14 protein-coding genes and 1 pseudogene are annotated in these 14,531 nt (G+C 63.0%); 11 read left to right on the top strand and 4 right to left on the bottom strand.

The genetic code is table 11. The features are described 5' to 3' along the window. Positions 1-87: 87 nt before the first annotated feature. From CH286_RS24460 to nrdF, 7 genes are all read left to right on the top strand, one after another. Entirely contained in the window at positions 88-654 is a 567-nt protein-coding gene (locus CH286_RS24460) for an NAD(P)H-dependent oxidoreductase (RefSeq protein ID WP_094610656.1), read from the top strand. A gap of 43 nt (positions 655-697) precedes the next feature. Further along, on the top strand, positions 698-820 hold the full coding sequence (gene ykgO, locus CH286_RS24455) for a type B 50S ribosomal protein L36 (RefSeq protein WP_027496600.1): 123 nt from the start codon (positions 698-700) through the stop codon (positions 818-820). A gap of 410 nt (positions 821-1,230) precedes the next feature. Continuing rightward, positions 1,231-1,464, top strand: coding sequence for a redoxin NrdH (locus CH286_RS24450; protein WP_032403121.1), 234 nt, complete (start codon positions 1,231-1,233; stop codon positions 1,462-1,464). 24 nt (positions 1,465-1,488) lie between these two features. Next, entirely contained in the window at positions 1,489-1,950 is a 462-nt protein-coding gene (gene nrdI / locus CH286_RS24445) for a class Ib ribonucleoside-diphosphate reductase assembly flavoprotein NrdI (protein WP_032376963.1), read from the top strand. A gap of 35 nt (positions 1,951-1,985) precedes the next feature. Next, complete coding sequence (gene nrdE / locus CH286_RS24440) at positions 1,986-4,151, top strand: class 1b ribonucleoside-diphosphate reductase subunit alpha (RefSeq protein WP_032403122.1); 2,166 nt, start codon at positions 1,986-1,988, stop codon at positions 4,149-4,151. A 66-nt stretch (positions 4,152-4,217) separates the two neighbouring features. Further along, positions 4,218-5,642, top strand: a complete 1,425-nt coding sequence (locus CH286_RS24435) for a DUF2252 domain-containing protein (protein WP_441347139.1) — start codon at positions 4,218-4,220, stop codon at positions 5,640-5,642. A 159-nt stretch (positions 5,643-5,801) separates the two neighbouring features. Next, positions 5,802-6,767: a class 1b ribonucleoside-diphosphate reductase subunit beta gene (gene nrdF, locus CH286_RS24430; protein ID WP_008717549.1), complete on the top strand. Its 966-nt coding sequence runs from the start codon at positions 5,802-5,804 to the stop codon at positions 6,765-6,767. Between the two features lie 24 nt (positions 6,768-6,791). On the opposite strand, the gene CH286_RS24425 is transcribed toward nrdF, so the two are convergent. From CH286_RS24425 to CH286_RS24410, 4 genes are all read right to left on the bottom strand, one after another. Next, complete coding sequence (locus CH286_RS24425) at positions 6,792-6,989, bottom strand: hypothetical protein (RefSeq protein WP_032376966.1); 198 nt, start codon at positions 6,987-6,989, stop codon at positions 6,792-6,794. Positions 6,990-6,992: 3 nt separating this feature from the next. After that, entirely contained in the window at positions 6,993-7,910 is a 918-nt protein-coding gene (locus CH286_RS24420; protein WP_176458335.1) for an SPFH domain-containing protein, read from the bottom strand. A 111-nt stretch (positions 7,911-8,021) separates the two neighbouring features. Beyond that, on the bottom strand, positions 8,022-8,495 hold the full coding sequence (locus CH286_RS24415) for an NUDIX hydrolase (RefSeq protein ID WP_032403124.1): 474 nt from the start codon (positions 8,493-8,495) through the stop codon (positions 8,022-8,024). Positions 8,496-8,499: 4 nt separating this feature from the next. Then, positions 8,500-9,573, bottom strand: coding sequence for an iron-siderophore ABC transporter substrate-binding protein (locus tag CH286_RS24410; protein WP_094610653.1), 1,074 nt, complete (start codon positions 9,571-9,573; stop codon positions 8,500-8,502). A 313-nt stretch (positions 9,574-9,886) separates the two neighbouring features. On the opposite strand from CH286_RS24410, the gene ctaD reads away from it, so the two are divergent. From ctaD to yczE, 4 genes and pseudogenes are all read left to right on the top strand, one after another. Beyond that, positions 9,887-11,677, top strand: coding sequence for an aa3-type cytochrome oxidase subunit I (ctaD, locus tag CH286_RS24405; RefSeq protein ID WP_032403125.1), 1,791 nt, complete (start codon positions 9,887-9,889; stop codon positions 11,675-11,677). A 142-nt stretch (positions 11,678-11,819) separates the two neighbouring features. Beyond that, a complete protein-coding gene (gene serB, locus CH286_RS24400) occupies positions 11,820-13,046 on the top strand; it encodes a phosphoserine phosphatase SerB (RefSeq protein WP_032403126.1) in 1,227 nt (408 codons plus the stop codon). Further along, positions 13,043-13,864 carry a peptidyl-tRNA hydrolase gene (locus tag CH286_RS24395; protein WP_080734607.1) on the top strand — a complete coding sequence of 274 codons (822 nt, stop codon included), beginning with the start codon at positions 13,043-13,045 and terminating at the stop codon, positions 13,862-13,864. Before serB ends, CH286_RS24395 begins: the two co-directional genes overlap by 4 nt. A gap of 80 nt (positions 13,865-13,944) precedes the next feature. Then, positions 13,945-14,526 (top strand): annotated as a pseudogene (gene yczE / locus CH286_RS28290) (membrane protein YczE); the annotation flags it as partial. Positions 14,527-14,531 lie beyond the last annotated feature (5 nt).

Raw genomic sequence — 14,531 nt, 5'->3', positions numbered from 1 at the left:
CCGGGGAACATAAGTGGACCATGGTCCGTTTGAATGGTATGAATTGACGTGACGATCACGTCATCCGAACTTTCGAAGGAAGATCTCATGTCAGACGCTCACGTACTCGTTCTCGTCGGAAGCCTGCGCGCCGAATCGGTGAACAAGCAGATTGCCGAGACTGCTGTCACCGTGGCACCCGCCGGTGCCGAGATCGTGGTCTACGACGGACTCGGAGATGTCCCCTTCTACAACGAGGATATCGACGTCGAAGGTTCCGCGCCGGCTGCCGCGCTCGCTCTGCGGGCTGCTGCCGAGAAGGCGTCGGCCCTGCTGCTGGTCACGCCCGAATACAACGGCACCATTCCTGCCGTGCTGAAGAACGCCATCGACTGGCTCTCGCGTCCCTACGGTGCAGGTGCCATGGTCGGCAAGCCGGTCGTCGTGATCAGCGCATCGCCCAGTGGCAACGGTGCCAAATGGGCGCACGAGGACACGAGCAAGGCCGTTCGCATCGCCGGTGGGTCGGTGCTCGAGGACGTCCAGCTCTCCATCGGCGGCACCATGGACAAGTTCGGCTCGGCTCACCCGAGCGAGAACGCCGAGGTGTCCGGAGAGATCGGACACGTGGTGGCCGAGTTGGTCAAGGCTTCGAACGACCTCGTGAGCGCCTGATCCCTATATGGTATCGGTAATCGTTTTCATGTAGAGTGGGTTCATGAAGGTGAGAAACTCTCTGAAATCGCTCAAGAACAAGCCCGGTGCGCAGGTGGTCCGCCGCCACGGGGTGGTGTTCGTGATCAACAAGAAGGAACCGCGATTCAAGGCGCGCCAGCGCTGACTGTCGGTGGATCTGCGACGCGGGGCCCTCGGAACGATCCGGGGGCCCCGCGTCGTGCGTCCGGTCGCTTCGTCGTTGGCGCGCGCCATCGAGATGGTGATCGGCCGTTGTGACGAAGAACATGCCGGCGGTGTGACGTGCGACACGCCGAACGAACTCGTTTTTCGGCTGTCGGCAAGGCCGTGACCAGCGAATACCAAGCATGTTGTTCGCAACATCTCGTGTTGTAGTCAGATGTCGGACACTAGGTGTAGTGTTTGTCCGACCGAGAGGCCACAACTCGAAGAACCAGCGAAAGCGGGTTCGAGCAGGTCGAAGTCGCCCTGAGCGGGAGATGTTCTCGGTGCCATACGCAGAGCACATCGGTCGCCCTCGGTGCACCCGATGGCGACAACGGAAAGAGGGACACCATGAGCATCACCGTTTACACCAAGCCCGCCTGCGTTCAGTGCAATGCCACCTACCGCGCTCTCGACAAAGCCGGCATCGAGTACTCGGTCGTCGACATCTCGCAGGACCCGGAGGCGCGTGATTACGTCATGGCTCTCGGCTACCTGCAGGCTCCTGTCGTCGTCGCCGGTGACGATCACTGGTCCGGCTTTCGTCCGGATCGCATCAAGACCCTCGCAGCGAACGCTGCTTGAACAGAACGAGAAAGTGAGTGAGCGGTGAGTTCGCAACCGCAGTCTTCCCACTCACTGGTGTATTTCTCCAGCGCATCCGAGAACACGCATCGCTTCGTCTCGAAGCTGGACATCCCCGCAACGCGCATTCCGCTCCGTGATCCCGACGGGACGTTTCGAGTCCATTCCCCCTACGTTCTCGTCGTTCCGACGTACGGGGGAGGGACCACCTACGCCGGGCGAGATACCAACTATGTCCCCAAGCGTGTGATCAAGTTCCTCAACGACGAGCACAACCGATCGTTGATACGAGCGGTCATCGCTGCCGGAAACACCAATTTCGGTGATTCGTTCTGCTTTGCCGGAGATGTCATTTCGCAGAAATGTGCGGTTCCGTATCTGTACCGATTCGAGTTGATGGGCACCCCCGAGGACGTAGTGCGAGTCCGCGAGGGACTGGAAGACTTCTGGGAACGTGAAGTCCGACGCGCCGCCCACACGCACTAGAGCACCACCCACCACATACCAGTAGGAGCATCGCCGTGGCACCGACCATCACCGACGCAGCACCCGCGCCCGCAACCATTCGCGGCGACGGCGACATGGACTACCACGCCCTCAACGCGATGCTCAATCTCTACGGCCCCAACGGCGAGATCCAGTTCGAGAAGGACCGCGAGGCTGCCAATCAGTACTTCCTGCAGCACGTCAACCAGAACACGGTGTTCTTCCACGACCTGGACGAGAAGCTGGACTACCTGGTCGAGGAGAACTACTACGAGCCCGAGGTTCTCGATCAGTACTCACGTGAGTTCGTCAAGTTCCTGATCAACCACGCGTACTCGAAGAAGTTCCGATTCCCCACGTTCCTCGGTGCATTCAAGTACTACACCTCGTACACGCTCAAGACGTTCGACGGCAAGCGCTACCTCGAACGCTTCGAGGACCGCGTGTGCATGGTGGCGCTGACACTCGCAGCCGGTGACGAAGCCCTGGCCACCGATCTCGTGGACGAGATCATCGCCGGCCGTTTCCAGCCCGCGACGCCCACCTTCCTCAACTCCGGCAAGAAGCAGCGCGGTGAGCCCGTGTCCTGCTTCCTGCTACGCATCGAAGACAACATGGAGTCCATCGGCCGCTCCATCAACTCTGCTCTGCAGCTGTCCAAGCGCGGCGGCGGAGTTGCCTTGCTGCTGAGCAACATTCGCGAGGCCGGCGCGCCCATCAAGCGCATCGAGAACCAGTCCTCGGGTGTCATCCCGATCATGAAGCTGCTCGAGGACTCGTTCTCGTACGCCAACCAGCTCGGTGCTCGCCAGGGCGCGGGCGCGGTGTACTTGCACGCGCATCACCCCGACGTCTACAAGTTCCTCGACACCAAGCGTGAGAACGCGGACGAAAAGATCCGCATCAAGACGTTGTCCCTCGGAATCGTCATCCCCGACATCACGTTCGAGCTGGCGAAGAAGAACGAGGACATGTACCTGTTCTCGCCGTACGACGTGGAGCGCATCTACGGAGTGCCGTTCGCCGATATCGACGTCTCCGACAAGTACTACGAGATGGTCGACGACAAGAGGATTCGTAAGACCAAGATCAAGTCGCGTGAGTTCTTCCAGACTCTCGCCGAGCTGCAGTTCGAGTCCGGCTACCCGTACATCATGTACGAGGACACCGTCAATCGCGCGAACCCGGTCAAGGGCAAGATCACTCACTCCAACCTGTGCTCGGAGATTCTCCAGGTCTCGACGCCGTCGACGTTCAACGACGACCTCTCGTACAGCCATGTCGGCAAGGACATCTCGTGCAACCTCGGCTCGCTGAACATCGCGAAGACGATGGATTCACCCGATTTCGGTAAGACCATCGCCGTGGCCATCCGCGGTCTGACCGCGGTCTCGGACCAGACGCACATCTTCTCCGTGCCGTCGATCGAGCAGGGCAACAACGATTCTCACGCGATCGGCCTCGGGCAGATGAATCTGCACGGCTACCTCGCCCGTGAGCGCATCCACTACGGATCCACCGAGGGAATCGATTTCACCAACATCTACTTCTACACCGTGCTGTTCCACGCGATTCAGGCGTCGAACCAGCTGGCGAAGGCACGCGGCCAGTACTTCAAGGGCTTCCCGGATTCCAAGTACGCGTCGGGCGAGTTCTTCGACAAGTACACCGACCAGGTCTGGGAACCCGCTACGCCCAAGGTCGCGAAGTTGTTCGCCGACTCCGATGTCACCATTCCGACGCAGGCCGACTGGTCCGCGCTGAAGGCGTCGGTGCAGGAGTACGGAATCTACAACCAGAACCTGCAGGCCGTTCCGCCGACCGGATCCATCTCGTACATCAACAACTCCACCTCGTCGATTCACCCGGTGGCTTCGAAGATCGAGATTCGCAAGGAAGGCAAGATCGGCCGCGTCTACTACCCGGCACCGTACCTCGACAACGACAACCTGGATTACTACCAGGATGCGTACGAGATCGGCTACGAGAAGATCATCGACACCTATGCTGCCGCAACACAACACGTCGATCAGGGCCTGTCGTTGACGCTGTTCTTCAAGGACACCGCCACCACTCGCGACATCAACCGCGCGCAGATCTACGCATGGCGCAAGGGCATCAAGACGCTGTACTACATCCGTCTGCGTCAGATGGCCCTCGAGGGCACAGAGGTCGAGGGTTGCGTCTCCTGCATGCTGTAGGCGATTCGGTCGGTCGACCTGTGGCGATACCGTGATGTCAGGGCGCGATGCGGACCATAATCAGGTATGGGCATCGAAGCGGACGGCGAGGTCGAATCCGACGTCGACGTGACGATGGCTCGGAAGGACTCGGTTCCTTCCGGGCCATCGCCACGTGGTCGACATGCTCGCCGTCGGGTACCTCGACGCGGATTGGCGGCATGGGATCCCGACACGCGCGGCCACGATGCGCTCGAGACAGTTCTTGCGCAGAACGCGATACGGGTTCAGGAGTTGCTGCCGATCCGGTACGCCCGGATGTCCGCATCGCCGTGGACATATTTTCGCGGTGCCGCCGCCGTGATGGCCGCGGACCTCGCGTCGACCCCGCACACCGGCATCGAGGTGCAGTTGTGCGGTGACGCTCACGTGTTGAACTTCGGATTGTGGGCGACGCCGGAACGAAACCTCTATTTCGACCTCCGCGATTTCGACGAAACTCTGCCCGGCCCGTTCGAGTGGGACCTCAAACGACTTGCCACTTCCCTTGTGGTTCTCGGACGCGAGAACGGTGTGGCCTTGCCGCGTTCCGATCGTGCGGTCGCCGCGATGACGGCGTCGTACTGCCGAAAGATGCGGGCGTACGCGCACATTCCCGAGATCGACATCTGGTACGACCGGATCGACGTGGCAGGTTTGCTCGGGCATTTCTCCTCGGGCATCGCTCGACACGCCGAGAAGCTCATCGAAACGAAGGCCGAGCGTCGCACCAGTCGTGGGGCGTCGCGCAAATTCACCGAGACGAGGGACGGCCGTCGGCGAATTCGCGAGGACCCCCCGTTTCGCACTCATGTGGGAGATTCTCAGATCGATCTGGTGCAGGCGGTGATCGCCGGCTACAGCGAATCGGTCGACGATCACATCTGGAGTCTGCTGTCCAGATTTCGAGTTCTCGACGTGGTTCGCCAGGTGGTCGGCGTCGGGAGTGTCGGAATGCGGGTCTATCTGGCCCTGTTGGAGGAACGGCGGACTCGCGATCCGTTCTTCCTGCAGATCAAGCAGGCAGGGCCGTCGGTGTTCGAGAAGTTTCTCGAGCCGAGCGCGTACGACAATCACGGTGCCCGGGTGGTCAACGGGCAGCGAATGCTGCAGAGCGCCACCGACATGTTCGTAGGGTGGACGTCGGTGCCGGGAAGGCCGGAGGCCGGTCGGGGGGAGCAGTCGATGAATTTCTACGTTCGGCAGTTCCGGGACATGAAGGTCATTCCCGACGGCGAGATCATCGGGCCGTACCTCACCGAGTTCGCCACGGCATGCGGTGAGGTCCTCGCGCGGGCGCACGCTCGAAGTGGTGACGCAGAGGCGATAGCCGACTACCTCGGCCGCGGAGACAACGTCGATCGGGCGATGGTGGAGTTCGCCCACGCCTACGCCGATCAGAACGAGCGCGATCACGCGCAACTGGTCGGTGCCATCGAGGCCGGAACGGTCCCGTGCTCGGTGGGGTGGTGACCGTTGACCGGTGAGATCACGGTCGTTCTCGGGCAACACTCCGAGCACACTTTGTAGTGCCTCCCTTAACTGTCGGACACAACGGGTAGTGTTCGTGTCAGCGACTTTTCACGTAGCTTCGTCCCCACTTCTCGCTCATCGACCTGTAGGTAGGCACCCATGGTAAAGCTCATCGATCGTGTCTCCGCGATCAACTGGAATCGGGTCCAGGACGACAAGGACTCCGAAGTCTGGGAGCGTCTCACCAGTAATTTCTGGCTGCCCGAGAAGGTGCCGGTGTCCAACGACATCCCGTCGTGGGCAACTCTGACCGCCGTCGAGAAGCAGTTGACGATGCGCGTGTTCACCGGATTGACGCTGCTGGACACCATCCAGGGCACCGTCGGTGCCGTCAGTCTCATTCCCGACGCGATCACTCCCCATGAGGAAGCGGTGTACACCAACATCGCGTTCATGGAGTCGGTGCACGCGAAGAGCTACAGCTCCATCTTCTCGACCCTCAGCTCCACCCGCGACATCGACGATGCGTTCCGCTGGTCCGAGGAGAACGTCAACCTTCAGCGCAAAGCCGAGATCGTGCTGAACTTCTACCACGGTGACGATCCGCTCAAGCGGAAAGTTGCTTCGACACTGCTCGAGTCGTTCCTGTTCTACTCCGGGTTCTACCTGCCGATGTACTGGTCCTCGCGAGCCAAGCTCACCAACACCGCGGACCTGATCCGGCTGATCATCCGTGACGAGGCCGTGCACGGGTACTACATCGGATACAAGTACCAGAAGGGCCTCGAGAAAGTCAGCGAGGCTCAGCGCGAAGAGCTCAAGAACTACACGTTCGAGTTGCTGTTCGAGTTGTACGACAACGAGGTCGAGTACACCCAGGACCTCTACGACGAGATCGGTCTGACCGAGGACGTCAAGAAGTTCCTGCGATACAACGCCAACAAGGCGCTGAACAACCTCGGCTACGAGGGTCTGTTCCCCAAGGACGAGACGGATGTGAACCCGGCGATTCTGTCGGCACTGTCACCGAACGCAGACGAGAACCACGACTTCTTCTCGGGTTCGGGTTCCTCGTACGTCATCGGCAAGGCCGTCAACACCGAAGACGAAGACTGGGACTTCTAGAGGCCCCTTCGCGCGCCGCGCCGCTCACTCTTTCGGTGGGCGGCCCGGCGCGCGAATATCTTTGGCTTCCTTGGGCATTCGACCCTGATCGCTCAGTGCCCTTCGCAGTAGGAACTCGATCTGAGCGTTGGTGCTCCGGAGTTCGTCGGAAGCCCAGCGGGCGAGGGCGTCGTGTACCGCCGGGTCCAGCCGAAGCAGTATCTTCTTACGCTCGACGGTCATGGCTCACTGGTACAGCGATCCGGTATTGACGACGGGTTGCGTGTCGCGGTCGCTGCACAGCACGACGAGCAGATTCGACACCATGGTCGCCTTCCGCTCCTCGTCGAGTTCGACCACATGCTTCTCCTCGAGCTTCGACAGCGCCATCTCCACCATGCCGACCGCGCCCTCGACGATCTGCTGACGCGCCGCGATGACCGCTCCCGCCTGCTGTCGCCGCAGCATGGCTTGCGCGATCTCCGGGGCATAGGCAAGACGGTTGATTCGGGTCTCGATCACCTCGACGCCTGCCGACCGCACCCGCGCATGCACCTCCTCCGACATCGCAGCGGTGATTTCGTCGGCGTTCTCTCGCAACGACATTCGGCCTTCGGCGTCGTACGGGTAGCTGCCGGCGATATGACGGACGGCCGATTCGGTCTGGACGGCGACGAACTCCTCGTAGTCGTCGACCTGGAAGGACGCGAGGGCCGTATCGGCAACCTGCCAGACCACGATGGCGGAGATCTCGATCGGATTGCCGTCGGCGTCGTTGACCTTCGACTGGCCCGTCTCGTGGTTGCGGATTCGCGTCGAGATGGCCCTGCGGTACGTCAACGGATTGGTCCAGCGTAGCCCCGGTGTACGCAGCGTCCCGCTGTACGAACTGCCGAGTAGCTGCAGAACGCGAGCTTGATTGGGTTGCACCAGAGTCAATCCCATGAGTGCCGGCAGTGAGAGCGCGAACAGCACCACTCCGCCGACCACAAGCCCCACCACGGAGAAGACGAGTCCGAGAGCGAACGCGGCGATTCCGCCGAGAAACAGCGCGAGACCGACGCCGAGCATCGACCAGCCGGGCAGATCCCAACCGGTGCGCTCGGCGATGGTCGTGGTCGGTGTACCCGTCGGCTTCTCGGCGACGGTAGCGGGTGCGGACATGAGAACCTCCCTCTCGATGTTGATACTAAAGTGATATCACATTATGGATCGAAAAGGGGCGGTTCGGTGGAGTGGTGTCCTCGGTGCGGTGTCCTCGGTGCGGTGGGGGAGTCAGCGCCTGAACCACGCCGACGGGTCGTCGGCGATGGCTTTCTCGATTCGCAATCGTGAAGTGGCCGTGAGGTTGTCGGGTAGCCCGTCGAGCGCGAACCAGGCTACGTCGAGATTCTCGTCGTCGGCGACATGTGGGGTGCCTCCGATGTAGCGGGCGAGGAACGTGATGTCCAGGTACTGCGCGACGTCGCCGTTGGGGTACGTGATCGGCTCCGTCACGTCGACACTCGTCAGCCGCTCGATCGTGGCCTCCACGCCGGTCTCCTCGCGGATCTCTCGAAGCGCGGCCGGTGCAGGTTCTTCGCCGGGCTCGAGGATTCCGGAGACCACGGCCCAGGTGTTGTTGTCTGCTCGCAGAGTAAGCAGCACTCGACGGTCGTCGTCGAGAACGACCGCACTGACACCGGACAACCACAGCGGTGACGTACCGACGACGCTGCGGAGAGCTTGCACGAATTCTGGAATGGGCATTGCGTCAGGACACGTAGGCGTTCAGGGAAGCGGACAGATCGGCAAGGATGGCGCGCGCCGCGACAACTCCACTGCCGGACCAGACCGTGTCGTTCACCGCGAACACTCGCCCGTCGGTGACCGAGCCGAGAGCGTGCCATGCGTCGCTGTCCATCACCTCGCGGCCGAAGGTCTCGCCATCGGGGCCTGCGAATCGCACGTACACGATGTCGCCTTCGACCGAATCGAGGTCGTCCGACGCTACGGAGAAATCGGCATCGCGCTGGCTTTGGGGTCGCGCGACACCCACCTCGGCGAGGACCTGGCCGGCAAAGGAGTTCGGACCGTCCACCTCGATGGTGTCCGCGCCGAACCGGATGACCGACGCCTGTGTCTGAGTGGAGTCGATCTCACGACCGACCCGCTCGGCATCCGCAGAGAACGATGCGAGCTGTTCGAAACCGGCTTGCCCTCGACCCAATGCTGCCGCGGACTGTAGAAAGGTGTCCTTCCAGCCCTGACCGGTCCCGGTGAACACGGTCGGCGCAATGGCGTTCAGGGAGTCGTAGGTCTCGGTGCCGAGAGAATCGGCACCGAGGATGAGGTCGGGGTCGAGCGCGGCGATCGCTCCGAGGTCGGGAGCTCCGACCGGGCCGACCGACGGAACGGACGCCAAGCCCGTACCCAGGTACAACGGTTGGTCTCCGTCTCCACGGAAATCGGGGTCGAGCGTCGCCGCGCCGACGACGCGTTCCCAGATCCCGACCGCGCAGCTGGCGTCGAGGCCTGCCGCGTCGAGAACGACGATGCGCTGTGGATCGGCAGGGATGGCGCTGATTCCCTCGGCGTGCCCGACGGGGCGGGTATCGCCTTCGACTCCGGTCCGGTCCAGTGGGGCCAGTGCCGGACACAGTCCTACGGTGTCCCGGTTGTTACCGACCACTCCCGCTCCGGCGATGTTCGTGGTGCTCCGAACGATGGTGGATGCGTCGTCCTGTGCCTCGGAATCGGAACAGCCGACCAACGTCACAGCCACGGCGAGGCACGCCGCAACGACAGCGCCGCTCCTGCGCGGTGCATACGAACGGGGGACTCGCAGATGGAGTGGCAACGCGGGACTTCCTTCGACGGGTCGGGTGGTCTCACACAGTATCGGAAGGCCGTTCTCGCAGAACACTCGAACGGGCACCGGCGAGGCCACGGAATGGACCGCGTTCGCACCGTGCCCGCTGCGGCGGAAAGGCCCACAGCGCAGGCAGATCGCCCGATCCGGGCGGTGTCGAATCTGCCCAATACGACACACGGTAGGACCGGTTCGGCAAGTGTCGGTCCGACGGTCTACGATTCGAGGAGCGCACGACTAGATGACGTCGCCTCGTGGTTCGGGGTCGGACGCGCAATCAGGAGGATCTGTGACTGCCCTAGCGCCTAGGCCCGCTCCCGCGGTGGATGCCGCTCGGCCGTTCCCGCCGAGGATGGGACCGAAGGGTTCGTTCCTGCACAAAGCGGTGACGACGACCGATCCCAAGGTCTTGGGGATCATGTACATCGCGACCTCGTTCGCGTTCTTCCTCGTCGGTGGACTGATGGCGCTGCTGATGCGCGCCGAGTTGGCCGTGCCGGGAATGCAGTTCCTGTCCAACGAGCAGTACAACCAGCTGTTCACCATGCACGGCACCATCATGCTGCTGCTGTACGCGACGCCCATCGTGTTCGGGTTCGCCAACTACATCCTCCCGCTGCAGATCGGTGCACCCGACGTCGCGTTCCCACGGTTGAACGCGTTCTCGTACTGGCTGTACCTGTTCGGTGCCTTGATCACCACAGCTGGCTTCATCACTCCCGGTGGCGCAGCCGACTTCGGTTGGACCGCGTACACCCCACTCACCTCGGCTCTGCATTCGCCGGGTGTCGGCGCGGACCTGTGGATCATGGGTCTGGCCGTCGCCGGTCTCGGCACCATCCTCGGTGGCGTCAACATGATCACCACGGTGATCTGCCTGCGTGCACCCGGTATGACGATGTTCCGCATGCCGATCTTCACCTGGAACATCCTGGTGACGTCGATCCTGATCCTGCTGGCCTTCCCGCTGCTGACGGCGGCGCTGCTCGGCCTGGCGGCCGACCGCCACCTGGGTGCGCACCTGTTCGATCCGGCAACCGGAGGCGTGCTGCTGTGGCAGCACCTGTTCTGGTTCTTCGGTCACCCCGAGGTGTACATCATCGCGTTGCCGTTCTTCGGAATCGTCTCCGAGATCTTCCCGGTCTTCTCCCGTAAGCCGATCTTCGGCTACTCGGGACTGATCTACGCGACGATCGCGATCGCAGCCCTCTCCATTGCGGTGTGGGCGCACCACATGTACGCCACCGGTGCAGTGTTGCTGCCGTTCTTCTCGTTCATGACGTTCCTGATCGCGGTGCCCACAGGTGTGAAGATCTTCAACTGGGTCGGCACCATGTGGCGCGGTCAAGTGACGCTCGAAACACCGATGCTGTTCGCGATCGGGTTCCTGATCACGTTCGTCTTCGGCGGATTGACGGGCGTTCTGCTGGCGTCGCCGCCGATCGACTTCCAGGTCACCGACACCTACTTCGTCGTCGCGCACTTCCACTACGTGGTGTTCGGCACGGTGGTGTTCGCAACGTACGCCGGCATCTACTTCTGGTTCCCCAAGATGACGGGCCGGATGATGGACGAGGCCCTCGGCAAGTGGCACTTCTGGCTGACGTTCTTCGGCTTCCACGCCACGTTCCTCGTCCAGCACTGGCTCGGAAACGAGGGAATGCCGCGTCGCTACGCCGACTACCTGCCTTCCGACGGATTCACCGAGCTGAACATCATCTCCACCATCGGTGCCTTCGTCCTCGGTGCGTCGACCTTGCCGTTCGTCTGGAACGTCTTCAAGTCCTACCGCTACGGCGAGGTCGTCACGGTCGACGATCCGTGGGGCTACGGCAATTCGCTGGAATGGGCTACCTCGTGCCCGCCGCCGCGGCACAACTTCACCGAGCTGCCTCGTATCCGGTCCGAGCGTCCGGCATTCGAGTTGCACTACCCGCACATGGTCGAGCGGATGCGCGCGGAAGCTCACGTGGGGCCGGGTGCGCACGGCGGTAAAACGACTGCTGTCCTCGAGCAGGCCCGCCGGGCTCCGATCGCCACCAGCGATCACGAAGGGTCCGGAGACCCCGACCCCAGGTAGTCACAGCACAGCGAGAGCCCCTCCCGGCTACCGGGTGGGGCTCTTCGCTTGCGACAATCTCGTGGCGCGGTCGGGTTCGCCCGTCCATCGCGAGGTGACAACAAGACGTATCCGGCCGGTGGCCGAGTGAAAGGGAGATCCGGTGAAGTCGAACGACACCGCAGTGCTGGTGACGGTGACGGGACCCGACAAGCCGGGCGTCACCTCGGTGCTCTTCGCGGCATTGTCTCGGCACGAGGTGAGCCTTCTCGACGTGGAGCAGGTGGTCATTCGCGGCAGGCTGACCCTCGGTGTCCTGTTGACCTGTCCGCGCGATCCCGAAGCGCTGCAGGAGGAGCTCGAGGACGCCATGGCCACGGTCGGGGTCCATGTGGACGTCGAGATCGGCGCTGCGCAGAGTGGTGGTCGGAGTTTGGGAACGCATGTCGTCGTCGTTCTCGGGCGACCCGTGACCGCGCGAGCGTTCAGCACCATCTCGCGCGAGTTGGCCCGCCAGGGCGCGAACATCGACTCCATTCGCGGAGTTGCCGACTACCCCGTGACGGGGCTCGAACTGCAGGTGACTGCAACCGACACGTCGCCGGACGCCGATGTCGCACTCCGTACCGGTCTTGCGGCGATCGCAGCGGGAATCGGTGTGGACGTCGCGGTGGAGAGGGCCGGCATCGCGCGTCGATCGAAGCGGCTCATCGTGTTCGACGTCGACTCCACGCTGGTCCAGGGCGAGGTCATCGAGATGTTGGCTGCACGTGCCGGCCGCGAGGACGAGGTCAGGGCTGTCACCGAAGCGGCGATGCGCGGCGAGATCGACTTCACGGAGTCGCTCGAACAGCGGGTCGCCGTTCTGGCCGGTCTCGACGAATCTGTCATCGACGAGGTGGGAGAGAGCCTGGAGCTGACGGCGGGGGCACGGACCACCATTCGGACTCTTCGGCGACTCGGGTTCGCGTGTGGGGTCGTCTCCGGAGGTTTCCGGCAAGTAATCGAGGGTCTGGCCCACGAGCTCGAACTGGATTACGTCAAGGCGAACACTCTCGAGATCGTCGACGGCAAACTCACCGGCCGGGTGATCGGTGAAGTGGTCGACCGAGCGGCCAAGGCGACAGCACTCCGCGAATTCGCAGCGCAATCGGGAGTACCGATGGAGCAGACGGTGGCGGTCGGCGACGGAGCCAACGACATCGACATGCTCACTGCGGCCGGCCTCGGCGTCGCCTTCAACGCCAAGCCTGCCTTGCGCGAAATTGCCGACACCGCCATTTCGCATCCGTACCTGGACGCGGTGCTGTTCATCCTCGGCGTCACTCGCAACGAGATCGAAGCTGCGGATGCTGTCGACGGGGGAGTCCGTCGCGTCCCGATCCCATGATCGGCGAGCACCCGGCCGGCAATCCCGAAGTCGGCAATCCTGCAGTCGAGGGCGCAACAGGTGAGGTGACCGGCGAGAACGATGCCGAGGTGTTCTCGGCCGAGAACACGTTCGACTCGCGTCACGCCGAACTCGCCCGTGGGTACGGGGGAGCCGAGGATCCATCGGACCCGGCGGATGTACTGGCCATGCCGTTGGTCCTGCACATCCCGAAGACGGATCCGCCGTTGCGCAGCGAGTTGCTCGAGGCAGCCGCCCGGGCCACGGTGATGCTGTGCCTCGACCCGCGTGTGGGTTCGGGTGCCTCGTGGCACGATGCCTTCACAGAATGGACGTCGGCTCGAATTCGCAAAGTTGCCCGTCGGGCACGGGGTGCGCAATGGACTGCCGCACAGGACGTCCCGGGGGTCACGGTCGATGTGGGCGGTGCATCGGCACGGGCATTGGTTCCCGGTCGCGTCGGGGATCTCGATCCGAGGATCAAACGCCTGCAGATCGGTGGCACCGACGTTCCATCCGACGAAGCACCGTCGCCCGCGGCGGGTCCGGTGCTGTGGGTCGATGCTTCGTTGTCCATGACGGTGGGCAAGGCTGCCGCTCAGGTGGGGCATGCCTCGATGTTGCTGGCCGGCGCGATGAGCGTGGAGGAGTGCCGAGAGTGGGCGTCGGCAGGCTACCCGTGCTCGGTGCGTCCGGCCGATCCGCAGCAGTGGGCCCGTGCACTGGACCAGGTTCGGGGCGGGCGTGCCGTCGCGGTGCGGGATGCGGGCTTCACCGAAGTGGCCCCGGGCTCGACGACGGTGATCGCCGTTCGCTGAGTCGGCGTGTTTCAGTTGGGGGTCCACTGTCGCGGAACTGGCTATCCATAACGTATCCAGTACTGCCGGAGACTGGGAGCATGTTCACCTCACCACTTCGCGCAGTCGTCGGCCGTCGTCTCCCGTCCAGGTTGGCTGCCCTCTACGTCGGGCTGTGGCTGTACGGGGCGTCCATGTCCTTGATGATCGCCGGTGGTCTCGGTGTCAATCCCTGGGATGTGTTTCATCAGGGCCTCGAAAGCCACGTCTCGCTCAGCTTCGGAACCATCACCGCGATCACCGGAGTGGCCGTCTTGCTGATGTGGATTCCGCTGCGGCAACGTCCGGGTCTGGGGACCGTGAGCAACGTCGTGGTGATCGCAGTGGCCGTCGATGCGACGTCGGCACTGTTACCGCATCTCGACGGACTCGTGATTCGATCGCTGGCCATGGTGTCGGGAATCGTGGTGAACGCCTTCGCCACGGCCCTGTACATCGGTGCCGGAATGGGCCCGGGCCCACGTGACGGTTTGATGACCGGTCTGGTGGCCAGAACCGGGTGGTCGATCCGGCTCACCCGTACCGGAATCGAGTTGACCGTCGTGCTCACCGGCTGGCTGCTCGGCGGCACGCTGGGGCTGGGAACGGTGCTCTACGCCCTCGGGGTCGGTCCGCTCGTGCAGCTGTT

The sequence above is a fragment of the Rhodococcus sp. WWJCD1 genome, assembly GCF_002258735.1.
Taxonomy (GTDB): Bacteria; Actinomycetota; Actinomycetes; order Mycobacteriales; family Mycobacteriaceae; genus Rhodococcoides.
This window is presented reverse-complemented; position numbering and strand designations above follow the sequence as displayed.